Origin of the sequence: Arthrobacter sp. MSA 4-2 (assembly GCF_016405885.1) — a bacterium.
Lineage (GTDB): Bacteria > Actinomycetota > Actinomycetes > Actinomycetales > Micrococcaceae > Arthrobacter_D.
Genome location: NZ_JAEKGC010000019.1, coordinates 1 through 22,975, shown reverse-complemented (window position 1 = coordinate 22,975; position 22,975 = coordinate 1). Strand labels below are relative to the sequence as shown.

Sequence of the window (22,975 nt, the reverse complement as noted above, 5' to 3'; positions counted from 1 at the left end):
CCTTGTCCCATGCCCTGATCAGCGCACCCAGTGCCCCCACCGGCCCGGCCTCGCTAGGAGCTTGTTGAGACGGGCCACGAGGTAGGTGACCGGGCGGAACTTCTCCTTCCCCGACTGTCCTTTTGGCTAGGGAAGGACTGGTCCCGCGGCTGGGGCGCGGAGCGTGCGCAGCTGGCATTTTAGAAAGATGAACAAGCAAGAACACGAACCCCTCCTCGTGCAGCACCTCCCGAAGTCCTTCCACGGTGTCCGCCGCGTCGAGGAGATCACCTTTACCGTCGGCGCCGGCCGCATCACGGGCCTGCTCGGGCTCAACGGCGCCGGTAAGACCCCCGCGATCCGGTGAGGACCGAAATGGATATGTCTCGTGATCGATACGCCATCGACGGATACGATGAGCTCCAAAAAGCCGTCCGTAAGCATGTGGCGCGCATCAGTGGTGAGGAGGGCCTTCAGGTCCCAGAAGTCAGCATTGTCCGGTCTGTGGGGCCGGGCCCATCTCGGGCCGACGCCTACTTTGCGATGCCCCAAGGCGTACCCACGATCGAAGTCACTGAGCGGGCCCTGCGAGAGCTCTCCGTCGAGGGACTGACCTTCCTGCTCGCGCACGAGCTCGGGCATCTCGCGGACGCGGCGTGGTGCGCGCGAAGAACCCGCGTGCTCGTTGCGGTGTTCTCCCTCGCGGGAGTGCTGATGTTGGGGGGCTTCTTGGCGGGCGCCCTCGCGGGCTACTTCAACGCCAGCTCGTTGGGTGGAGTCGCCGCCCTGGTGACCGGCGTGGTCACCTTGGGTGTTTGGCTGCTTATGGTGGGCGCGATGAGCCGGGAAGGGGAGGTGCGCGCTGACATGTTTGCTCTACGCCACGACCCGGAGCTGATAGGCGCACGGACCGTGTTCGACTCGTGGGGAGCAGACAAACCGGACCCCTCAGGGCCCATGACGCTGAGGCGAAGAGTGTCATACCTCTTTCGGACCCGCCCCGACCGATCCACAAGGCTCCGAACCATGCAGGCAGCACACTTCCGGGCTGCCGTGAACGGGCAGTTGCGGTGCGCGGCCGCCTAAGCATCAATGGCGTTCAGGACCGCGGGGGCAGGCGAATCAGTTGCCGCAGCGACCTTCCGCAGTTTAATCCGTTGGAGGCAGCGTGCATTGCGTGGCTGGGACGGCTGCGGGCTGTCCTTTTGGCTAGTGAAGGACTGGTCCTGGGGCTAGTGAAGGACTGTCCCTGGGGCTGGGGTGCGGAGGGTGCGCAGCTGGCATCTTGGAAGTATGACCACGCAAGAGAATGAACCCCTCCTCGTAGAGCACCTGTCGAAGTCCTTCCGCGGTGTCCGCCGGGTCGAAGATATTAGCTTCAGTGTCGGCGCCGGCCGTATCACGGGCCTGCTCGGGCCCAACGGCGCCGGGAAGACCACCACGATCCGGATGCTGCTGGGTTTGATCGCCCCTGATGCCGGAGAGGCGCTGGTGTTCGGGAAGCCGTTCCGTGACCTGTCCGATCCCACCCGGGTCGTCGGGGCGGTCCTGGATGCAGGCGGTCTGCACCCCGGGCGCACCGCACGCCAGCACCTGCGGATCGCCGCCGCTCAGGGCTACCACGCGGTGGCCCGCGTGGAGGAGGTGCTCACTATTGTGGGCCTGAGCGCCGACGCCGACCGCCGGATCCGGGATTACTCCCTGGGCATGCGTCAGCGTGTTGCCATCGCCGCGGCGATCCTGGGCGATCCGAAGATCCTGGTGCTCGACGAGCCGGCCAACGGCCTGGATCCTGCCGGCATCTACTGGCTCAAGCACTACCTGCGTTCCTTCGCCGACCATGGCGGCAGTGTCCTGCTGTCCTCCCACATCCTCGCCGATGTGGAGCAGATCGCCGATGACATCGTGGCCATCGCCGATGGGCAGGTCCGCTCAGCGACCACCCTCGCCGAAGCCCTCGCCGCCTCCGAGGGCGACCTCGAGGACTTCTACCTCTCCATGATCAGCTCTTCCGAGATCAGCTCTTTCGAACGGACCCCCCATGCTGCGCGCTGAAACCCTCAAACTCACCACCGTCCCTGCAACGAAGATCGCGGTCCTCATCGCGGCCCTGGGCCTGCTGGCCACCCAGCTCGTCTCTACCGTCCTGATGCCTTACCTCGTTAACAGCGAAGGCACTGACCCGGAGGTCGCCGGCGAACTGCCGGTCATCGATATGACGCTGGCCTCCGAGCAGCTGGCAGTGCTGAACCTCCTCGGAGGTAGTGGTTCCATCGGGGTCGTCCTGATCGCCGTCATCCTCCTGGGCGTCCTGGCCGGGATCAGCGATTTCCGCTTCGGCGGCATGGTCGGCACGGCACTGGCCCAACCGCGCCGTGAGCGCATCGTCCTGGCCAAGACCGGGGCCACCGCGCTGATCGGCGCCGCCACAGGACTCATCCTCGCCGCCCTGTCCGTCACCGCGCTGCTGCTGGCGCTGGTCCTTGACGGCACGGCCCTGGCCGCGACCCTGCCCGAGGTCCTGGGCACCCTGGGCCGCGGCGTCCTGGCCATCACCTTCCTGAGCCTGATCGGACTGGCCTTCGGCCTGCTGCTGCGCAACCAGCTCACCGCGGTCCTGGTCACCCTCGCCGTCCTGGTCCTGGAACCAATCCTGCTGGGAATCATCCAGCTCGCCACCGGCACCCTCCCGATCTGGGCCCAGCTCATGCCCAACACCCTGGCCCACGCCCTGATCACCGCACCCAACGCCCTCACCGGCGCCGCCGCTACCGCAGCCCTCACCGCCCTGACCGCGCTCCTGCTCACCGGCGCCGCCCTCACCCTCAAACGCCGCAGCCTCTAACGGCCGCATCTACCTTATGGATCGAGGGAGGATCCGTGCATTCGGTACACGTCAGGAACTGCTGGCGACCGAGGCGCTGTACCGGAACCTCCTCGACGCCCTCAGCATCCGTGCAAACCAACCCGACAACGCAGATTCGATTATCACGAACCTGCACCGACCAAAGGAAGAGGCATTCGGCATTGAAGAAGGAAGAGCATGTCTGAGCAGCAAATTCAGATGGTGGAGGACCACAAGGATGTGACGACAGCCGCGTCCACGAGATCTTTGCCAACACGACGGATCCGCAGCGGAGCGTTTCTCTCGGCCCTGACAGCTACAGCGGCAATTTCGGGCAGGGCGCTCATCCTTGCCGCCGCGCTCATTGGGGTCTGTTACTTGCTGTTGAAGGTGTGGGTGGTGGTTCTCCCACTCATTCTCGCGTTGCTGCTGACCTCGGTCCTCTGGCCGGTCACGCGGTTCTTACGTCGCGCTATGCCAGCGGCCGCAGCGGCGGCCATCACCATTGTCGCGTTGGCCGGTGCTGCGGTCGGGATCGGTTGGGCTACCGCGGCGTTGTCCAAGAACGGGGTGCGAGAGCTGTCAATGCAGATGGCCGAGAACATTCAGAACCTCAAGGATTTCGCTGGGTCTTTGCCCTTCTCGGAAGCGGACCTCAACAAAGTCCTGAAGCCAGCGGTTACCTGGCTGCAGGAGAACGCGGGTCAGGTCCTGACGCAGGTTTCCCTCGGCTTGGGAACAGTCGGTTCCCTCACGGTGACCTTCTTGCTGACGTTGATTCTCACCTTCTTCTGCTTGAAGGACGGAGACCGGTTTTCGGGGTGGCTTCTGCGGTGGACAACAGGTACGGCTCTCGTTCATACCGCGGAAGTGACATCTAGGAGTTGGCGGACATTATCGGCCTACATATCCTCACAGGCAGCAGTAGCACTTGTTGACGCCGTCTTCATCGGGATCGGTCTTTGGATCCTCGGCGTTCCGCTCGCTCTACCCCTTGCGGTGTTGATCTTCTTCGGCGGATTCCTTCCCGTTATTGGTGCAGTAGCCACCGGGCTCCTCGCTTCCATCGTGGCACTTTTAGCGGAAGGATGGGTCACAGCCTTGATCGTGCTGGGCCTGGTCCTGCTTGTGCAGCAGCTTGAGAGCAACGTACTTCAACCACTGCTGGTCGGACGATCTTTGAAGCTTCATCCTGCAGTTGTTCTCACAGGTGTAGCAGCCGGCGCATCCCTGTTCGGGATCGAAGGGGCCTTCCTCGCCACACCCACTATCGCCGTAGTGATGATCACATTCCAGTACGCCAGGGAGCAGATGCTCGAACCCGTAAGCAGATTGCCTCTGCTCACGACTGGAGACCCCCGGGCCGGCTAGCGGCAGTCTTTCATCGGTCTGCTCCTGGCGCCGATCCTTGACGGCACCGCCCTGAGCGCGACCCTGTCCGAGATCCTGGGAACCCTGGGCCGCGGCGTCCTGGCCATCCACATTCCTGAGCCTGATCGGACTGGCCGTCGGCCTGCTGACCGGCGCCGCCCTCGTCCTGAAACGCCGCAGCCTCTAACCCACCAATCAACCCCCAACTAACACCCACAACCTGAATGGTTTTTCCATGACCCACCATCCCCATGTCCAAGGACACAAACCCGGCCGCACCATCCTGCTCTGGGCAGTACTCATCGCCGCGCTGGCCGCAAACGTTCTGACCACCACGGTGGTCTCCATCCCGCTGCTCTCGGTCCCCTTCGGAGTCATCATCTTCGTCTGCGCGGCACTCCTTATCCGGGGGCACCGGCGCCGGAAGCGCGCAGCATCACCAACAACCCCCTCCACCGCATCCGAGCACTGACATGAAACACACCCCCAAATTCGCGGTCATCACCACCGCGCTGGCCGTATCGCTCGCGTTCACCGCCTGCACGAGCCAGGCCGCCACCAAGGACGCCCCCGAGGAAGCGCCGAAGGTGCTGACCAGCATCGCGGAGCGACTCGTCGAGGAAGGCTACCCGGGCGCGATCATCACCCGCACCTCCCCGGACGGCACCGCCGAAACCGCCACCGCCGGCACCGCGGATCTTGCCACCGACGCACCGGTCCCCGCTGATGCGGAAGTGCGTATTGGAAGCGCCACCAAGACATTCACCGCGGTGGTGGCCCTGCAGCTGGTGGAAGAAGGACTCCTGGAGCTGGACCGAAGCGTCGATACCTACCTCCCCGGCCTCATCAAGGGAGAGGGAATCGACGCCAAGGCCATCACCGTCCGGCAGCTGCTCCAGCACACCAGCGGCCTGCCCGAGTTCACCGACCTCGTCGCCAAGGACACCTTCGGCCAGCGCGACGTCTACCGCTCAGTACGGGACGTGCTCGACCTGGCGCTCGAACGGCCCGCGGACTTCCCCGCAGGGGAACGGCATCAATACACCAACACCAACTACATCGCCCTGGGCCTGATCATCGAACGCATCACCCAACGGCCCCTGGCCGAACAGATCCAGGATCGGATCGTCACACCCCTGAACCTGAAACACACCTACCTGCCCGAACCGGGCGACAGAGGGATACGCGGTGAGCATCCCCTGGGCTACCACATCGACACCGACGGCGAACTACGCGACCTCACCGAGTACGACACTTCCTGGGCCGCGGGAGCAGGAGCGATGGTATCCACACCGGCTGAGCTCAACACCTTCATGAAAGCCGTCCTCGACGGCGAGCTCCTGGAACCGGCCGAACTCGACCAGATGCTCACCGGCATCCCCACCGGCGACGAGGAAAATTTCCCCGGAGCCACGTACGGGCTGGGCATCGAAAGCAGCGAACTAAGCGCCGGCACAGCTTGGGGCCACAACGGCGACATCCCCGGCTACCAGACCCGCAATGCAGTCGCAGAAGACGGCACCGCCGTCACCGTCACCGTCACGGCACTGCCATACGCCATCTACGACGGCCCCCAGGAAGAAATCTTCGAAGGCCCCCAGGAGGAACTCATCGCTCTCTACAGCTTGACCACCGACGCCCTCGACGAAGCCCTCAGCACACCCTGACCCGACACCAACCACGGCACCCGCAGCACGTCTCCTGACAACAGGCACCTCGTTGAGACGAGCCATAAGGTGGGTGACCGGGCGTTGAGAAAAAAGATGTGTGAGGCACCGGCCTGATCCGGAAGCAGAAGCCCGTGACCGGCTTCACGACAAAAGCAACAGAGGAGATGATCGATCCTGTGACGAGATCTGAGATGGGACTGTCCTTTAACCATGTGACGCTGGGCCAGCGGGTCCTTTTCGGTTCCGGCAAGGCGGCCGAGAACCTCGCCTCCGAGGTGGAGCGCCTTGGGGCGCGGAAGGTCATGGTGATCGCCTCCGCCCAGGGACGGGCCACGGCCGAGCAGGTGACGGCCCGGATCGAGGTGGCCCGGTTCTATGACGACCTCGCCCCGCACGTGCCGCTCGACAAGGCCGAGAAGGCGCGGGCGGCGGCCCGCGAGGGAGGGATCGACCTCCTTGTCTGCGTGGGCGGCGGGTCGACCACGGGGATGGCGAAGGCCGTCGCGCTGACCTGCGGGCTGCCCATCGTCGCCGTTCCGACGACCTACGCTGGCTCGGAGGCCACCAATGTCTGGGGCCTGACCGAAGCCTCACGGAAAACCACGGGCATCGATGAGCGTGTCCTGCCGGCCAGCATCGTCTACGACGCGGAGCTCACCGTGTCCCTGCCCGCCGCCCTGAGCATCGCCTCGGGGCTCAACGCCCTGGCCCACTGCATGGACTCGATGTGGGCCCCGCGGGCCGACCCCATCAACCAGGCGCTGGCCGCCGAAGGGATCCGCGCCCTCGTCCGGGGCCTGCCGTCGGTGCGCGCAAACCCGGAACAGCTCGAGGCGAGGGAGCAGGCCCTGTACGGGTGCTACCTCTCGGCTGTCGCCTTTGCCTCCGCCGGCTCCGGAATGCACCACAAGATCTGCCATGTGCTTGGCGGCCGGTGGAACCTCCCCCACGCACAGACCCACGCCGTCGTCCTTCCCTACGTCCTCGCGTTCAACGCCGCCGCGGCGCCCGACGCCGCTGAACGCATCGCCTCCGCCTTCGGCACCGACGACCCGGTGGCGGGCCTCAACGGCCTGCGCGGAACGCTGGATGCACCGCGGGCGCTCAAGGACTACGGCCTGACGGCCGGTGATCTCGACGAGGCGGTCCGCCTGATCCTCCCGGTGATCCCGGAATCCAACCCCCGCCCGGTGACCGCGGAAAACCTGAGGGAACTGCTCGCCTCAGCACTCTCGGGCACTATCCCCGGCGCCTGAGCCACCTTCCCGCCCCGCCACCCGAGGAGAAACCCCATGCCCGAACACCCGCCCCACAGCATTTCGCCCCAGCAGCAGGCCGTCGAGGAAGAACTCGTCCGCACCGTGGCCGCGTCCTTCGACGCCACCGCGGACGGCCGCCTCAGGGAGCTGATGCAGTCCCTGACACGGCACGTCCATTCGTTCATCCGCGAAGTGCGCCTCACCGAGGACGAATGGAAGGCCGGCATCGAGTTTCTCACCGCCGTCGGTTACATCACCGACGCCAAGCGGCAGGAATTCGTCCTGCTCTCCGACGTCCTTGGCGCCTCGATGCAGACCGTCGCCGTCAACAATAAGGCACACTCGACGGCCACCGAAGCCACCGTGTTCGGCCCCTTCTTCCTTGAGGACTCCCCCGAGATCGAGATCGGCGGAGACATTGCCGCCGGCGCCCCCGGTGAGCCGTGCTGGATCGAGGGCACCGTCACCGGCACCGACGGCGCCCCCATCCCAGGCGCGCGCCTTGAGGTCTGGGAGGCCGACGAGGACGGCCTTTATGACGTCCAGTACGGCGACGACCGGACCTCCGGCCGCGCCCACCTCCATGCCGATGAGCAGGGCCGCTACGCGTTCTGGGGGCTGACCCCGGTTCCCTACCCCATCCCCTTCGACGGCCCGGTAGGCAGAATGCTCGAGCGCACGGGCCGGTCCCCCGTCCGTGCGGCACACCTCCACTTCATGGTCACCGCACCTCAGCGGCGTCCGCTCGTCACCCACATCTTCGTCCGCGGCGACGAGCAGCTCGACATCGGCGATTCTGTCTTCGGAGTCAAGGATTCCCTTATCAAAGACTTCATCAAACAACCCACAGGAACCCCCACCCCCAACGGACGGAACCTGGGCGGAAAGCCCTGGTCTCGGACACGCTTCGACATCGTGCTGGCCCCCGCTGGCGCCTGAATCCTGAAACGCGAGGCCGCGGCACTGAATTGCCTTTATCCGTTACCCGGTCCCATTGACCCCACCGGCGGCACAGCACTCTGGGCAAGTAGCTGATACTCAATCGGGAATTCCTCGGATGGGTACACGTCGAAAGCAAGGGGCCCCCGGGAGATGACAGCAGGGGTTGCCTTCGTGCCACAACCGGGTCTTCGTTACCGACGCGGCACCGGCGGCGTGTGCCCCTCATCGCGGAGCAGAACTCGCAACTCCAGCATGGCGAGGAATCGGGCGTTGCCATCGGTAAGGTCGATTCCGCTTAGGTCCACGGCCCTCTTGAGCCGATACCTGAAGGTGTTCGGGTGCACCGACATTGAATCCGCTGCGGCAGCGACATCCCCAAACGCGTCAAGCCAGGATTGCAGGGTACGCAGGAGAACTCCGTCGTGGCCGCCTTCATGTCCGATCAGTCGAGCGAGAGGGCCGCTCGGTTGGTCTCCCCTCGCGATGAGAAGGTCGCGTAATTCGAGGATGAGCGCGTCCATCTGAACGTCTGCCAGCCGGGCAACATTCGTTCCGATTCGCCCGTGCCTCACCACTCGGAGTGCACGGTCAGCGGACATCCTTGCGTGGCTGATGTGGGAAATGTCGACCACCGTGCCGATCCCGACTGCAGCATTGAAGCGGCCGCCGAGCCGCTCGAGAAAATTAGCCGCAATGCGTTCGGCCCGCCTCTCGCTTTCAGCGGCCGTTCCAGGGGCGGGGAGGAGTCCATAACAGACCCGGCCGAGCAGCGCAGAAGATGCGCTTGGAAGTGCGGCGCTGAGATGCATGGCGAACGCGCTGCTGAGCCGTTGACTCTCGCCCGTCAGCGCGGCCGACATCTGGGGGGTAGCCGTTCCGATATTGTCCTTGAGGGAAAGCGCCAGCACGAGTACCGGCTCGTCCGCCAGCCCGAGACGGTAGAGGGCTTCTCGTGCATCTGATCCGCCCTCGAGTGCTGTGCTGACCAAGTCGACACGTAATTTCCTGTCCACGTCAGCAGCGGCGCGCAGACGGAGCAAGTGGAGGGCGACCACCTTAGCGGCGTCCTTAAGGCTCTCAAGGTGGTCGACGTTCATCTGCTGTGGCGTCGCCGCCCAGATCGAGCCCAGAATTTCGTCGCCCGCACGGACGGCGACAGCGGTTCGAGGCATCGATGCGCTCCCATCTTCCGTGGGCACAGAATCGACGAGTACCGGCGAAGTGCTGTTGTAGAGGTCTCGAAATACTCCACGCTCGGTAAGGACCTTGATGTACCGCTCAGGAACGTGCCGCCCAAGGACCGTCTCGATTCTGCCCTGGTCCGTTTCATGCTGGCCGCCCGAGAACGCCACCAACTGAGAATTCCGATCCTCAATGGTGATCGGTGCGTTGACAAGCGCCGCGATGGCGTTCGCGAGCGCGAACAGGTCTCCTGCTGGGATCCCTCCGACCGACTCGTGGTTCGACACCCCGACGTCGCCCTCCGCGAGTATCGATCTGAGCATTGCCGCCAGCTGATCCCAGGAAGCGCCGGGGGTAAGCGTCAGGAGTGGAACTCCAGATCGCACAACTGCCTGCCTGACCGCCGCATCAACGGGAAGAGGAGCACGCAGGATCAGGCCGGCCGCGCCTGCGGATCGCAGTTCACCGAGCAAATCGATGATTTCCTGGGGGTCGGCGACTCCGACACCGAGCACGAGCGCACGGGGAGGAAGGTACGTCTCATCGAGGGCGTCGTGGATGATGATTCCGCCGACTTCGCGCGCGGCGTCAATCTCACCGTACGCCGGCATCAGGAGCGTCCCACCCAAGTCATCGAGCACCCTACCCAGGCTTGCATGAAGTCGCATTGTCATTCGGGAAGTCTAGGCCGACACCCACTCTGTTGCCACGGTGACCGCGTTGAGTTCGTCAGCAATCGGCTCCACCCCGAGCCCGTGGCCGGTGGGTACCCGCAGATACCCGTCGTCAAGGATGAATGGGGCCGTGATGTCCGTCGAGTAGAAGCGGTTGGATCCCGATATGTCACCGGGCAGAACGAAACCCGGAAGCGCCGCGAGCGCAATATTGGCTGCTCGTCCAAGACCGGTTTCGAGCATCCCTCCACACCAGACGGGCACGCCGTTTGCAACGCACAGGTCGTGAATCTTCCGGGCTTCAAGGTACCCGCCAACCCGTCCCGGCTTGATGTTGATGATCGAGCAGGCCCCAAGACGCAGCGCGGCGGCAGCCGTCTGCGCTGAGGTGATCGACTCGTCGAGGCATACGGGGGTGGAGATCAGCCGGGCGAGATCGGCGTGACCCACGATGTCAAGCTCGTCGAAAGGCTGTTCGATCAGCAGCAGATCGAACGGGTCCAGCTTGGCCAGATGGCGCGCGTCCGCAAGCGTGTACGCGGTATTGGCGTCGACCTGGAGCATCACGTCGCCGAACCGCTCACGCACCGCCTGCACCGGCAGAATGTCCCACCCCGGCTCAATCTTGAGCTTGATGCGCTGGTAGCCCTGACCGAGGTAGTCCTCCACGGCGTCGAGCAGGGCCGGGATGGAGTCCATAATGCCCACGGATACACCACACGGAACCCGGTCGCGGGTGGCGCCCAGCTCCCGGGCGAAGGGCCGGCCGGCGGCTCGCAGTTCGGCATCGAGCACCCCCATCTCCAGCGCCGCCTTGGCCATCCGGTGGCCCTGAACCGGAGCGAGCGCCTCGACGACGCCGGGGCCGTCGACCTCCGGTTGGTTCAGGATCATCGGAATGAGGAATCGCCTCAGCGCGTCGGCGGCACCGTCGACGTACTCGGAGGAGTACAGCGGTTGGGCCATCGCGACACACTCGCCCCAACCCTCGCTTTCGTCGGTGACTACGCGAAGGAGCAGCGCTTCGCGCGAGGTTGCAGTGCCGAACGACGTTCGGAACGGCGCTACCAGGGGCATGGCGATATGCCGTAGTTCCACGCCAGTGATTTTCACGATGGAGTCCTTTCGGGGGATGTCATGTCTGGGTCGGGGTGACGGAGGATGTACCAACCGGCGCGATCAAAGTCGCTGACCCGGTGCCCGGCGGCCATGAGTCCGCCGAGCGCGTCACGCACGGCACTGCGCCACTGAGTCGCGAGCGGCGGGTCGGTGGCCCGCAGGGTCTGGATGTCGGGAGGCACCGCGACAAGCGATACCGGGCCGTGGCCCTCACCTGGGACCGGGTGGCCCGACGACGACACGCCGAGCACCTCTACTGCACCGTGGAGGCGCTCCAGTCCGGCATCACCGCGTACTGCTCTTCCGGAGATCGCCGCGATCACCTGCGGGGCATCCAGCACCCAGCGCACGAGCAGGCGGTCAGAGGCATCAGCACCGTTGATGCCGTCCCGCATGTCGCCGTAAAAGTCCGGCAGGTACTCCACCGGCTCTGCCGCGAGCTTGACCATGTTGAAGTAGGCGTTCCGGCTGACCAGCGGATCGAACGTCCAGGCGATCTCCGAGAACCGGCGAGAGATTGCCCACGCACGCTGGTGAAGCTTAAGGGCAAACCCGACGCTGCGACCACGCGAAGCGCCGGAAACGCCCGCGATATGGCTATGCAGCACGGAGCGCTCAGCAGCCGAGAACGCTACGGACGCACCGAGGAGCACACCACCGTCATATGCCCCGCCGATGTAGTTCCCGGCCTTCGCGAACGCTCTGAGCAGCTCAACGGTCACGGGCGGATTACTCGCGCGCCCCCACACCTCGCTGAACAGCGACACGACGGCGTTCAGGTCACCCCGGTCGGTAAGCTCGCGCACTGTCACCCCCGCGTCGGTCGCAGATCTGACAGCAGCACGGGCTGCAGCCGCGACGGCGTTCTCGGTCTCAATCACGGGGCGACCTCCGTCGCCAACGCCGTGCCTGAGGGATGGGATGCCCAGAGGACATCTGCCATGAGCGCCGCGAGCAACGTGGTGCGGTCACAGATTTCACCGACCACGACGTGCTCGTGATCGGCATGCGCTCCACCCCCGACCGCGCCGAGTCCGTCGAGGGTCGGCACGCCCAGCCCGGCCGTGAAGTTGCCGTCCGAAGCGCCACCGACTGCCGCGGGGCGCGGCGCCGGGAGACCCAGGTCATCGGCGATCGCTACGGCTCGGTGAAACAGTCCGGCGGACGCCGTCTCTTCCAAGGGCGGACGATTGGGACCGCCGGACACCTCGATACGGGATCCTTCGACGACGGGGCCGAGCGCCCGGATGTCCGAGTCAACCCGCTGCTGCTCGGCGGCGGTCCACATGCGCACGTCGACGGCTATCGATCCCAATGCGGGGACAGTGTTCGTCGTGGTGCCGGCCGCGAGCATCGTCGGGGTCACCGTGGTTCCGAGCCGGTCATCACCGAGAGCTGCAATGGCGAGGACCTGGTGGGCGAGCTCCACGGCGGCATTGATGCCCGCCTCCGGCTCGAGACCCGCATGGGCTGCGAGCCCGATCGCGTGCAGTTGATAGATCGAGACACCTTTGCGCGCGGTCTTGAGTGCTCCGCCGTCGGCGGATCCCTCGAGCACGAACACGGCATCACACCCACGAGCCTCGTCCTCGATCAGGGCGCGGGAGGTGAGCGACCCGAGTTCCTCATCGCCAGTGATCAGCACGGTGACGCCGTCGGTTTCCGCAAGCGCCGCCACAGCGTGGAAAGCCATCGCGACGCCGGTCTTCATATCGAAGCAGCCTGGCCCTCGCAGGATCTGGTCAAGCACCGAGAACGGGTGCGCTTCGATTGATCCGAGAGGCCAGACGGTGTCGTGGTGGCCGAGCACCAGCACCCGGCCGGGCCCGTTACCGAATCGCCAGCGGAGGTGCTGGTGCGCCCCGGCCCCGAGGCGTTCGGGTCGGATGCCGAGCCGCAGCTCGCCAATGCGGGCGACCACATCGGCGCTGCGGATGCCAGCATCCCTGTCGAGGGAGGGCGACTCACTTCGCACCAACTCTTCGATGTCGGCAAGGATCAGCGGGAGTGCCTCGGCGGTCAGCCGGCGGAACCCAATCTCCACGGTCAGCCCACTCTCGGCGTGGCACGGGCACCAAAGTGCACATAAGGCTCCCCGGTGGGAAGGGAGTAGAAGGTCACCGGCGTCCAGGTCTCGCTCTCAGGAGCACGCATGACGAACAGGTCTGTCGTAACAGGGACAAGGGCGAACTCCTCGGTCGGGTCGGGCGTGAGAGCGGCAAGGGGACCGAGGACTGTGGTCCTCAACCGGGGACCGTCATCCCCGGCGAACACCTCCACCCGCACCGACTCGCGCGCATAGGTGCCAACGTGCGGAGTGATGTCGATATCGACCTCCTCTTGAGGAGGGGCGAGTGCGAAGGGCACGGCAACATCGGCGACATCGGCGAAGACCTCGCGCAGGAGGTCGTCCGCGAGGTCCCGTGCGGGACCGCCGTTGGTGTGCAGCACGACGGCTAGTCCTTGCTCCGGCAGCAACCGAAGGAACGCCCCTTGCCCGATCGTTGCGCCGTCGTGGCCGAGCACGCGGTGTCCGTCCCAGAGATAGCGGATCCAGCCCAACCCCCAGGAGTCCCCGAGGGTGTGGTGGTCGGGCAGGTCGGTCTCCCACGCGGCCATCGCGGCGACACTCTCCGCGCTGAGCACTTGGGTGCCATCGGCAGCTGCTCCGGCCGAGAGGTGCATCCGCGCGAACGACAGCGCGTCTGCCACATCCGTGGTGATGAGTCCGGCAGGGCCCAACGATCGTGGCAGCATCCATTCCGGCGCGAGTGCCGGTGCTGTGTCCGGCTGGGTGGTGTGGCCGACGGCGGCGGAGTTCAGCAGTGCTTCTTCCGGAAGGGTCCCGGTTCGGTCGAGGCGGAGGGGCTTGAAAAGTCGTTCACGCATCGCGGCGTCCCAGGTCAAGCCGGTGATCTTTTCGATGACGCGACCGATGAGCGAGAATCCGGAATTGCAGTAGGACCAGGTCGCCCCGATCGGGTGGTTCTGACCGAGGTCGGCAAGGAGCGCGACATATTGCTTGAGCGCGTCATCACCGCGGCCGGTGTCGGTAAAGAGGTCACCGTCGATACCGCTCGTATGGGTCAGCAGGTGACGCAGGCTGACCTGTGCGTTGGCAGCTGCGTCGCTGAGCTTCAGTTCGGGGAGCACATCGACGATCGGGTCATCGAGGCCGATGAGCCCCTCGTCGACCAGCTGCATCGCCACGGTCGTCGTCCAGACTTTCGAGATCGAACCGATCTGGAACACCGCCTCGGGCGTCGCAGGCGCTCCCGTTTCGACGTTGAGAACCCCCGTCGCCACGGCGATCCGATCGTCAGGGAGGGCCGGGTCGGTCCGGAGGATGCCGAACTGGGCCCCGACCACCCCGTGCCGGGCGGCGAGGTCGTCCAGGCGTTGCTGCCAGTGGGCGGCATCGAGCGGTGGCGGCGCGGTCCTCGTCGTGTCGCCGGCGTAGCGCTCGACCCACTCAGTGAGGCGGTGGCTGTAGTCCAGCCGGTGTGACGGACGCCCTTCGAAGATGAATGCGTGCCCGCCGCCCGGATACAGCACCATCTGGGTCGCAACGCCGCGCGCGCGCAGGGCAGCGAACCACTGTTCGGCCTGCGTGACCGGGCACACCTCGTCATCGGTGCCGTGGAGCAGCAGGGTCGGGGTTTGCACGTCCTGCACGCGGCTGAGCGGGGACATGCGCTCGTACGCAGTACGGTGGTCCCAGAACGGCCCGCCCATTTCGGTCTCACTGGAAAGGTGCGCGTCCTCACAGGTGCCGTGCATGCTCACCATGTCGCTCACGACACCGCCCGCTACGGCCGCGGAGAAGCGGTGATCTCGACCGGTCAACCAGCAGGTCATGTACCCGCCGTAGCTATAGCCGGTGACCGCCAGTCGGGCGGGGTCGGCGAAATTCTCGGCCACCAGCGCATCGATCGGTTCGAGGAGATCAGCTGAATCCGCCTCACCCCAGTTCGCCTGCACGCCGGTGAAAAACTCCGTACCGTACCCGTCACTGCCGCGTGGGTTGACGAGCAGCACCGCCCATCCTCGTGAAACGAGTTCCTGCTGGTAGAGATGCATCTCGTCAGCCGCGGCGTTCCATGCATTGTGTGGACCGCCGTGGATGTCGAGAAGCAGCGGCCGCGGTCCGCTCTGCTCAGGGTCGTGGACGAGCCACGCCGCCACCGTGGTTCCATCGGAGATGGTGAAAGAACGCTCTTCGCGCGCAAAGAGACGCACGCCAGCGAGCGTGTCGCCATGGTGGGTGCGGATCGACTCCTCGCCCGTATCGAGATCGACGGTGACGATTTCACCGAAGGATTCCGGCGTCGAGAGCACCATGGCCGCCCGCCGTCCCGCTACCGACAAGGCGCTGACGACACGCCCGTCACCGCCGAGCACCAGGCGCGGAGTGCCGCCATGGGTGCCTACCGCGTACAAATGGGTGGCGCCGCGATTCCGGGCGCAGAACAGGGCCGTATCACCGCCGTCCGTGAGCTGCACGCGCGCGCCGGGGTAGCCGACGCCGCCGGACATCACATTTCGGTCGAGTGGCCCTGACAGGTCGACCGGTGCGCCATCGTCCAGCGGAACCTTCAGCAGGGACGCGTTGCCGATGGGCCTGCCGTTGTGGCCGACGACCAGCAACGCGTCACCGTCGGCGGTCCACCGGAGCGGTCCCGCCGTTCCGCCGTCGAGCCCCGCGACGCGGGCTCTGGCCCGCACGTCCGTCGCGTTGATCACATACGCTGCGGTGCGCAGGGTCACATCGCTCGTAGCGCCGGGGTTTGCCGGGAACGCGAGCTTCGCGCCGTCCGGTGACCACGAAGGATCGCCCGCGTTCCAGTCACCGTTCGTCAGCTGACGGGTGACACCCGTCGCCACATCGACGATGTGCACGTGGCGGCGCCTGGTGCGCAACAGCCCGATCCCGTCCAGCTTGTAGTCAAGGCGGTTGATCACCACCGGGCCGACCTCGCGTGCTGCACGCACCGCGGCATCGTCGCCGGGGCCGGCGAAGGCATCCGCCCATGCAGTGAACGCGATCTTCGTGCCATCGGGACTCCACACCGGTGTGCCGGCGCCCAGCGGCAAACGGGTGAGCTGCTCCGGCTCACCACCGGACGGGGAGAGTGTCCACACCTGTGTCGTTCCTTCGATGGTGCGCAGGAAGGCAATTCTGCGACCGTCCGGTGCCCATGCGGGCGCGGTGTCGAAGGTTCCCCGGGTGAGTTGGTGGGCATCGCCCGAGGCGGCGCCTACCGTCCACAGGCGACGGAGGTTCTGATCACGATCGGTATCACAGGTGCGCAGAACATAGACGATCTGCTCGCCGTCGGGCGAGAGCACCGCCTGTTCGGGCACTGAAAGTTCCGTCAGGTCGGTTATACGCATTCTGCGGGTCACAATGATTTCCTCACGCTGGTCGAAGCGGCTGAAGCAACGGACGTTCCGTCGGTGGATGGAGGTGTGCGAGGCTCTGCGAAGTGGCACGCAGCCTCATTGGCGTGCTCCTCCGACGGATCCTCGGTGCGGCAGATGCCGCGCTCTGGATTCGTCAATGGGCCCACTGGGCAGCGGGAATGGTATCGACAACCGTTGTGCAGAGGCTCCGGATCGGTGGGTTCGCTCACAACGGCCGGATGGAGCACGAAGTCCTGGACATCCTGCCGCTGGGCTTGCCGGGAAGAATCTGGCACGGCCGCGAGGAGCTCCCGGGTGTACGGATGCTGTGCGTTACCGAGTATCTGCTCGGCCGGACCCTGCTCCACGATGCGACCGAGGTACATCACCGCGATTGAGTCGGACATGTATCGAACCAGTGGCAGATTGTGCGAGATGAACAGCACCGAGATGCCGAGTTCGCGCTGCAGGTCCCGAAGTACGTTGATGACGGTGCCCTGAATGGATACATCCAGGGCCGAGGTGATTTCGTCCGCGATCACCACCTCGGGCCGACTGGCCAGTGCCCGCGCAAGCGCGACACGCTGCCGCTGGCCACCGGACATCCGGGCGGGAGATGATTTGGCGTGCGCCCGGTCCAGATGGACGAGTTCGAGCAGCCGCGCCACTTCGGCGCGGCGCGTCGATGCTGTCGAGCCACGCGGAAAGGCCTCGGCGATGCTCTCACCCACCGACATGCGCGGGTTGAGGGCCGACGACGGATCCTGAAAGATCATCTGGACGCGTCGGCTTTCCGGACCGCGGCGAGCCAGGGGTCGGCCGTTGAGCTCAATCCGTCCCCCGCTCAGCGGCACCAGACCCACAGCAGCCCGGGCAAGCGTCGACTTGCCGGAGCCGGATTCGCCGACCAATCCGACGATTCCGCTGTCCGGCACGGTGAGACTCGCGTGGTCGACCGCCGTCAGTCCGTGACGGAGCCCTCCGAAGCGAATCGAAACATCATGAAAGCACAGTTCACTCATGATTCCTCCCGTTCATCCGCGTGCCAGCACGCAACCCGGCGACCGGCCGCATCCGCGACCAGCGGTGGATCCTCACCGCGGCAGTGATCGTCGGCACGTGGGCAGCGGGCCGCGTAGGGGCAGCCGACCGGAACATGGGCAGGATCGACGGGCAGGCCGGGAATCGCGTTGAGCGGCATTCCGAGGTCCGTGCGCATGGTGGGCACCGCGGCGATCAGCGCCCGGGTGTACGGGTGGCGGGCCCTCGTCGTCAATTCGGCGACCGGGAGGTCCTCCACGATCTGCCCGGCATACATGACGAGCACCCGGTCGCAAAGTTCGGCGACCACCGAGACGTCGTGGCTGATCAACAGGATCGCCACGTCATCAGCGCGGCGGATGGACGCCAGGAGCCGCAGGACCTGCTGCTGAACTGTCGGGTCCAGGGCCGTCGTGGGTTCATCGGCGACGATCAGGGCAGGACTGCCCATCAGGCCCATACCGATCATCGCACGCTGTCGCATCCCGCCCGAGAACTGATGCGGATACTGCTGTGCCCGAAGTGCGGGCGTCGGCACCCGCACCGCACGAAGGCGGTCGATCGCGCGCAGAAAGGCGTGGCGGCGGTTCATTCCCTGATGCTGCTCGGCGACCTCGGCGAGTTGCCGTCCCATGCGCTGGGTCGGGTTGAAGGAGGTCATCGGATCCTGGAACACCACTGCCAGTGAGGTGCCGAGCAGATCGCGGTGCTCCCGTTCACTGCCGCTCAGGAGATCAACGCCGAGGAATTCGAGACGTTCGGCGTCAACCTGCCCTGGCTCTTCCACGAGCCGGGCGATGGCGAGAGCGGTCAGGGACTTGCCCGATCCCGACTCCCCGACGATACCAACAGCCTCGCCACGCTGGACGGTCAGGTTGATTCCTCGCACGGGACGGACCGGTCCGTCGGCACCGGGAAACGTCACGGACAGATCGACCACGTCGAGCACCCGATCCGAGGTGGTGGAACGCGATTCCTCGGGAGGGAGCGGGTGGCTCGCCGTCCGCAGCCCGCGTCGTCGATGAGTGGGTGACCCGCTCCTGATCGTGGGTGCCCCGATGATCTGCGCGATGGACTCGCCAAGCATGTTGAAGGCGAGCCCGGCGAGCACGACCGCGATTCCTGGGGCGAACGCCGCCGCCGGGTTCCGGTAGATACTGTTGAGCCCGGTGTTAAGCAGCTGACCCCAGTCATAAGCGGGCGGCTGCACTCCAAGGCCCAGGAACGACAGACTGGCGAAGGCTAGGAGTGCGCCGCCGGCGCCGATGGTGGCATTGACGACCAGGGGTTCACCGATATTGGGCAAGACATGACGCAGGAGTATACGGACGCGTCCGACGCCCGCGATGCGCGCCGCGGACACGTAGTCCCGTTCGATCACGGAAGCGGTCAGCGTCAACATGAGTCGGGCGAAAGACGGTGCGCCGGCGGCACCGATCGCCAGCACGGCACCAGTGGATCCGACGCCGAAGATGACGGCGAAGAACAAGGCGAGCAGGAGACCGGGGAACGCGATGGCGATGTTGATGGCCGAGGTGATGAGCCGCCCGAGTCGGGGGCCAACGAGTAGGGGGACAGAGCCGAGGATGACTCCCGCCATCACCGCGAGGCCGGTGGCCAGCAGTGCGAGTTGGATGGAGCTGGCAGAAGCGACGAGCACCCGGAGGAAGAGATCCCGCCCGAGGTTGTCCGTCCCCACGAGGTGCTCGGCGCTGGGCCCTTGCAGGATGCTGTCGGTATCGACGGCGTTTGCATCATCAGCCCACAGGGGTGGCGCGATGATCGACAGTGCGAGGAACCCGATCAGGAGCAACCCGGCGGCCGCTCCGACGGGGGTCCGCAGCACTGCAAGCCAGCGGGCCGATGTACTCGACCTGCTCACCGCACGCGTCGCCGGCACAGAGCCTGGTATCGAAGTGGTAGCCATCAGTCAGCTCTGCCCGATGGCGGAACGCGGGTCGAGCGCCGCGAGGATCAGGTCGACCACCATGGTCAGGACGAGCACTGTCGCACCGTAGAACAACACGATGCCTTGCGCCACCGGATAGTCCTTGGTCAGTATCGATTGGACGATGGTGCTGCCCAGTCCCGGCCAGGCGAAGACGCTCTCGACCAGTATGGTCCCGGCGATCATCGACCCGAGAAGCAGGCCACCGATGGTCAGGGTTGCGGTCAGAGCGTTCGGTAGTGCGTGGCGGAGGTAGATGATCGGGGCCGGCAGGCGTTTGGCTCGAGCGGTCCGGATGAAGTCGGCCGTGAGGATCGCGACCATCTCGACGCGCAGGATTCTAGCGAGCAACGCGGCCGGACCGATCGCCAGGCAGAGAACGGGAAGAACATAGGACTCCGGTCCGCTGCGTCCGGCGACGGGCAGGATCTGCCACTGCACGCCGAACAGATAGACCAATCCGACCGCGAACAGGAACTCCGGGATGGTTCCGAGGACTGAACTGACCGACGTGAAACCGAGCTCGGCGCGGCGCGCCCGCCCGTTCCGGGTCAGGACGCCGAAACCGACTCCGAGGGGCACCGCGATTGCCACGGCGCCCACGAAGGCGAGCAGCGCGATGCTGAGCGTCGCGGGAAGTCGCTGCGCCAGCATCTCGGACACCGGGAGCCCCGAGATCATCGACGTGCCGAGATCACCGGCGAGCAGATGGCGAAGGTAGTTGAGGTACTGCACCGCCAGCGGGTCGTTCAGTCCGAGAGACTCACGCCTGGCTGCGACAAGGTCAGCTGGCGCTGTCGGCCCGAGCGCCCCCCGCACGGGATCGCCGGGGATGACGTGGATCATCAGGAACGCTGCCGTCAGGAGCACCAGGAGTGAGACGAGCAGTCGCCCGGTGCGCCGGACGAGATATCTCACCCGTACTGAGTCCGTCCACATGCCTCGGGCGGTCATCGTCACTCCGCAAGCATCCGGATCGACGTCGGCGCAACCGACCCGAGGGACTCGAAGGTCGCACCGGATCCGAAGGTCTTCGACAACTGGTTGGCGAAGGGGATCACATCAGCATCGCGAACGAGTGCGGATTCCGCCTTGAGCCAGTCTTCGCAGCTATCCGATCCGAGCAGCGCGCTCGCTTTTTCCACCGCTGCCTGATAATCCGGGTTGTCGATGTGCGCGAAGTTCGCGCCGCCGTCCAGCGCCGACGGACCGGACATAAAACCGACCAGTTGGTCGGGGCTGCTGACGTTCAGCGGCACCCAGGCCACGTCCCAGTCACCGGTGCTGAAAATGGTTTCGGCGAGGACAGATTCTTCTTTCGCCTCACTGGTGGCCTGGACACCGAGTTCGGTCCAGGCCTGCACCACGAGTTGGGCCGCGGCGCTGCCGGCATCGCCGGAATCCGCATCCCGAACAAGGGTCACCGCGAGCGGCACACCGTCTTTGGAACGGGTCCCTCCCGACCCCATTTCCCATCCCGCATCATCAAGCAGTGCGGCTGCCGCGTCAGGGTCGTGTTCCGGCAGGAATTCCGCGATGGAGTTACCTGGGCAGGCGACGGGTTCATTGTTAGCGAACACTGTTGCTGCTTCCCCCTTGTCCGAGGTGATCACACCCATCAGTTGGTCAAGGTCGAGAGCCTGTGACAGCGCCAGCCGCACCTTGGGGTCAGTCATCGCTCTCTCCGCGGACTGGTTGAACCACATCTCCCCTACGATCGACGAAGTGTCAGCAGAGAAGAGGTTTGCGGCTTCGAGTCGATCACTGTCCGGCCCGGTAATGGTCGCGGCATTCAGCTCGCCGGAAAGCAGCAGGTTCGCGGCCGTTGTTTCATTGCTGATAACACGGATCACGACCTCGGCGGGCATCCCCTCGGCCGCGGTCGTGGCGCCCCCGGGACCCCAGGTGTAGTCGTCCCTGACCTCGTAAATGTATTTATCACCCTGCGCCGCGTCGGCGAGCACGAAGGGCCCCGTCCCATGTGTTTCGGCCGCAAGCACACTGCGGTCCTCGATGGCATTCCCGCAGACCATGGGGAGCACCGCCAATCCATTCAGTACAAACGGCGCTGGATCCGCGAGCTCGATCGTGAGAGCGGTATCGCTGTCGGCGGATGCAGTGGCACCGGGCGGAAGTAATACGCCGAGCCACGGGCTTTCGTTCGCCGGGTCCGAAACCCAGGCAATGTTTGCAGCGGCATCAACCGCCGTGAATGGCGTGCCGTCCGAACAGGTGATCCCCTCATTCAGGGTCAGGCTGACAGTGTTCCCTTCAACCGTCCACTCGCTCGCGAGCTGGCTCGCGATAGCCCCCTCGGCATCGATGCTGAGCAGTGAATCGTAGGCGAACTGAGTGAACTGGAAAAGGTCAGAGGCAGCAGAGGCCTGCGGATCAAGATTACCCGGATCGGCCGATCTTGCCAGGGTGAATGTGGCTCCATCAACGATCTCACCCTCGCGGGATTCGCTCGAGCAGCCCGCAAGGGTGAGAGCGGCGGCGGAAACGCCGGCAGTGATACGGACCATTCTCATGGTGATCATCCTCTTCATTTGCTGGCGGTCCGGCGCACTGCGCGGCCGAGGTGCAGGTACTGTGCGCGGCCGGTGCCGTCATCGCCCAGGAAGGCGTGGGGCAGGTGCATTCCCTGCTGGTCCTTGAGCGGGATGAGGGTGTCCTCCTTCAGCCAGACCAGCTCGGTGGTCTCGTTGTCCACCCCTATTTCCTCTCCGGCGTCCGTCGCGGTGGTGGTCATCCATACCCGGCCCTCTTCATCCTGGGTGACCTTGAGGTCATACAGCCGGGTGCTGTACGTGCCGAGGAAACGCTCTGGGTCGATGGTCTGCGGCTCGGACGGGGGCACCGGCATGGGCGGGAATTCCACGTCGGCGAGCTCCGAGAGAATGTGGGCCATCATCTCGTGGTAGAGACCGAACGGTTCGCCTCCGTTCGTCAGGAGGGCGACGGCGACACCCTGTTTCGGGGCGATCCGGAGGAAAGAACTCTGCCCGAGCGTGCTGCCGTCATGACCGATGATCTCACCGGCCGGCGTATCGTAGATCTCCCAGCCCAGGCCCCATGCGTCGCCGAGAAGGCCAAAGTAGGGCAGCTCCACCTGACGTTCCTGCATGGCGGAGACCGCTCCGGGTGAGAGCACGACGGTCCCATCATCGGCGGCACCACCGTTCATTTGCATCCTGGCGAAGGTGATCAGGTCCCGTGCCCGCATCGTCAGCATCGAACCGGCAGGAGCGTTGGAGTAAGCCAGCGCCCAAAATGGTGCGGGAACGTACGCCGCGCCGGCCTCGGGCTGAACGTGGCCTACCGCGGCCCGGAACATGATCGCCTCGTCGGCGTCGGTCGACGCGTGCGCCAGCCCCAGCGGCGTGATCAGGTGATCGCGCAGTGCGGTGCTGAACGGCTTCTCCCTGAGGACCTCCACCAGCCGGCCCAGGACGCAGTAGCCGGCGTTGTTATAGGAAAACTGTTCACCCGGCGGGAAAAGCTGCGGCACGTCGCCGAGGCCGGCGATGAGCAACTTGACC

19 protein-coding genes are annotated in these 22,975 nt (G+C 65.5%); 9 read left to right on the top strand and 10 right to left on the bottom strand.

The window, feature by feature from the left end; translation table 11 throughout:
• The first annotated feature begins 187 nt into the window (after window positions 1-187).
• The 9 genes from I6N91_RS16275 to I6N91_RS16235 all read left to right on the top strand — a co-directional run bounded on the left by I6N91_RS16275 (window position 188) and on the right by I6N91_RS16235 (window position 8,063).
• Window positions 188-346, top strand: coding sequence for a hypothetical protein (locus I6N91_RS16275; protein ID WP_198814289.1), 159 nt, complete (start codon window positions 188-190; stop codon window positions 344-346).
• Window positions 347-354: 8 nt separating this feature from the next.
• A complete protein-coding gene (locus I6N91_RS16270; protein ID WP_198814288.1) occupies window positions 355-1,065 on the top strand; it encodes a M48 family metalloprotease in 711 nt (236 codons plus the stop codon).
• A gap of 207 nt (window positions 1,066-1,272) precedes the next feature.
• Window positions 1,273-2,034 carry an ABC transporter ATP-binding protein gene (locus I6N91_RS16265; RefSeq protein ID WP_198814287.1) on the top strand — a complete coding sequence of 254 codons (762 nt, stop codon included), beginning with the start codon at window positions 1,273-1,275 and terminating at the stop codon, window positions 2,032-2,034.
• Window positions 2,021-2,824 carry a hypothetical protein gene (locus tag I6N91_RS16260; RefSeq protein WP_198814284.1) on the top strand — a complete coding sequence of 268 codons (804 nt, stop codon included), beginning with the start codon at window positions 2,021-2,023 and terminating at the stop codon, window positions 2,822-2,824. Before I6N91_RS16265 ends, I6N91_RS16260 begins: the two co-directional genes overlap by 14 nt.
• A 198-nt stretch (window positions 2,825-3,022) precedes the next feature.
• Window positions 3,023-4,195 carry an AI-2E family transporter gene (locus I6N91_RS16255; RefSeq protein WP_198814283.1) on the top strand — a complete coding sequence of 391 codons (1,173 nt, stop codon included), beginning with the start codon at window positions 3,023-3,025 and terminating at the stop codon, window positions 4,193-4,195.
• 235 nt (window positions 4,196-4,430) lie between these two features.
• Window positions 4,431-4,667, top strand: a complete 237-nt coding sequence (locus I6N91_RS16250) for a hypothetical protein (RefSeq protein ID WP_198814282.1) — start codon at window positions 4,431-4,433, stop codon at window positions 4,665-4,667.
• Window position 4,668: 1 nt separating this feature from the next.
• Window positions 4,669-5,862 carry a serine hydrolase gene (locus I6N91_RS16245; protein WP_198814281.1) on the top strand — a complete coding sequence of 398 codons (1,194 nt, stop codon included), beginning with the start codon at window positions 4,669-4,671 and terminating at the stop codon, window positions 5,860-5,862.
• Between the two features lie 194 nt (window positions 5,863-6,056).
• Window positions 6,057-7,121 carry a maleylacetate reductase gene (locus tag I6N91_RS16240; RefSeq protein WP_198814302.1) on the top strand — a complete coding sequence of 355 codons (1,065 nt, stop codon included), beginning with the start codon at window positions 6,057-6,059 and terminating at the stop codon, window positions 7,119-7,121.
• 36 nt (window positions 7,122-7,157) lie between these two features.
• Window positions 7,158-8,063, top strand: coding sequence for a dioxygenase (locus I6N91_RS16235; protein WP_198814279.1), 906 nt, complete (start codon window positions 7,158-7,160; stop codon window positions 8,061-8,063).
• Between the two features lie 194 nt (window positions 8,064-8,257).
• Here the strand turns inward: I6N91_RS16235 and I6N91_RS16230 are convergent, their stop codons facing one another.
• The 10 genes from I6N91_RS16230 to I6N91_RS16185 form a co-directional block, all read right to left on the bottom strand.
• A complete protein-coding gene (locus I6N91_RS16230; RefSeq protein WP_198814277.1) occupies window positions 8,258-9,922 on the bottom strand; it encodes a PucR family transcriptional regulator in 1,665 nt (554 codons plus the stop codon).
• A gap of 9 nt (window positions 9,923-9,931) precedes the next feature.
• Window positions 9,932-11,035, bottom strand: a complete 1,104-nt coding sequence (gene menC / locus I6N91_RS16225; RefSeq protein WP_198814275.1) for an o-succinylbenzoate synthase — start codon at window positions 11,033-11,035, stop codon at window positions 9,932-9,934.
• Complete coding sequence (locus I6N91_RS16220) at window positions 11,032-11,922, bottom strand: GNAT family N-acetyltransferase (protein ID WP_198814273.1); 891 nt, start codon at window positions 11,920-11,922, stop codon at window positions 11,032-11,034. Before I6N91_RS16220 ends, menC begins: the two co-directional genes overlap by 4 nt.
• Complete coding sequence (locus I6N91_RS16215; RefSeq protein WP_198814272.1) at window positions 11,919-13,085, bottom strand: M20 family metallopeptidase; 1,167 nt, start codon at window positions 13,083-13,085, stop codon at window positions 11,919-11,921. The genes I6N91_RS16220 and I6N91_RS16215 overlap by 4 nt, the downstream gene beginning before the upstream one ends.
• Before the next feature lie 2 nt (window positions 13,086-13,087).
• Entirely contained in the window at window positions 13,088-16,447 is a 3,360-nt protein-coding gene (locus I6N91_RS17530; RefSeq protein ID WP_198814270.1) for a serine hydrolase, read from the bottom strand.
• A complete protein-coding gene (locus I6N91_RS16205; protein WP_198814268.1) occupies window positions 16,444-17,466 on the bottom strand; it encodes an ABC transporter ATP-binding protein in 1,023 nt (340 codons plus the stop codon). The genes I6N91_RS17530 and I6N91_RS16205 overlap by 4 nt, the downstream gene beginning before the upstream one ends.
• A complete protein-coding gene (locus I6N91_RS16200) occupies window positions 17,463-19,412 on the bottom strand; it encodes a dipeptide/oligopeptide/nickel ABC transporter permease/ATP-binding protein (protein WP_198814267.1) in 1,950 nt (649 codons plus the stop codon). Before I6N91_RS16200 ends, I6N91_RS16205 begins: the two co-directional genes overlap by 4 nt.
• 3 nt (window positions 19,413-19,415) lie before the next feature.
• A complete protein-coding gene (locus tag I6N91_RS16195) occupies window positions 19,416-20,351 on the bottom strand; it encodes an ABC transporter permease (protein WP_198814266.1) in 936 nt (311 codons plus the stop codon).
• Window positions 20,352-20,389: 38 nt separating this feature from the next.
• Complete coding sequence (locus I6N91_RS16190; RefSeq protein ID WP_198814265.1) at window positions 20,390-21,973, bottom strand: ABC transporter substrate-binding protein; 1,584 nt, start codon at window positions 21,971-21,973, stop codon at window positions 20,390-20,392.
• A gap of 5 nt (window positions 21,974-21,978) precedes the next feature.
• Window positions 21,979-22,975: serine hydrolase (locus I6N91_RS16185; protein ID WP_198814264.1), on the bottom strand; the 997-nt coding region annotated here is incomplete at its 5' end.

What these genes read in the sequence shown, in the direction of transcription:
- I6N91_RS16275 (WP_198814289.1), top strand. Translation starts at nt 188, where the DNA reads ATGAACAAGCAAGAACACGAACCCCTCCTCGTGCAGCACCTCCCGAAG.
- I6N91_RS16270 (WP_198814288.1), top strand. Translation starts at nt 355, where the DNA reads ATGGATATGTCTCGTGATCGATACGCCATCGACGGATACGATGAGCTC.
- I6N91_RS16265 (WP_198814287.1), top strand. Translation starts at nt 1,273, where the DNA reads ATGACCACGCAAGAGAATGAACCCCTCCTCGTAGAGCACCTGTCGAAG.
- I6N91_RS16260 (WP_198814284.1), top strand. Translation starts at nt 2,021, where the DNA reads ATGCTGCGCGCTGAAACCCTCAAACTCACCACCGTCCCTGCAACGAAG.
- I6N91_RS16255 (WP_198814283.1), top strand. Translation starts at nt 3,023, where the DNA reads ATGTCTGAGCAGCAAATTCAGATGGTGGAGGACCACAAGGATGTGACG.
- I6N91_RS16250 (WP_198814282.1), top strand. Translation starts at nt 4,431, where the DNA reads ATGACCCACCATCCCCATGTCCAAGGACACAAACCCGGCCGCACCATC.
- I6N91_RS16245 (WP_198814281.1), top strand. Translation starts at nt 4,669, where the DNA reads ATGAAACACACCCCCAAATTCGCGGTCATCACCACCGCGCTGGCCGTA.
- I6N91_RS16240 (WP_198814302.1), top strand. Translation starts at nt 6,057, where the DNA reads ATGGGACTGTCCTTTAACCATGTGACGCTGGGCCAGCGGGTCCTTTTC.
- I6N91_RS16235 (WP_198814279.1), top strand. Translation starts at nt 7,158, where the DNA reads ATGCCCGAACACCCGCCCCACAGCATTTCGCCCCAGCAGCAGGCCGTC.
- I6N91_RS16230 (WP_198814277.1), bottom strand. Translation starts at nt 9,922, where the DNA reads ATGACAATGCGACTTCATGCAAGCCTGGGTAGGGTGCTCGATGACTTG.
- I6N91_RS16205 (WP_198814268.1), bottom strand. Translation starts at nt 17,466, where the DNA reads ATGAGTGAACTGTGCTTTCATGATGTTTCGATTCGCTTCGGAGGGCTC.
- I6N91_RS16200 (WP_198814267.1), bottom strand. Translation starts at nt 19,412, where the DNA reads ATGGCTACCACTTCGATACCAGGCTCTGTGCCGGCGACGCGTGCGGTG.
- I6N91_RS16190 (WP_198814265.1), bottom strand. Translation starts at nt 21,973, where the DNA reads ATGATCACCATGAGAATGGTCCGTATCACTGCCGGCGTTTCCGCCGCC.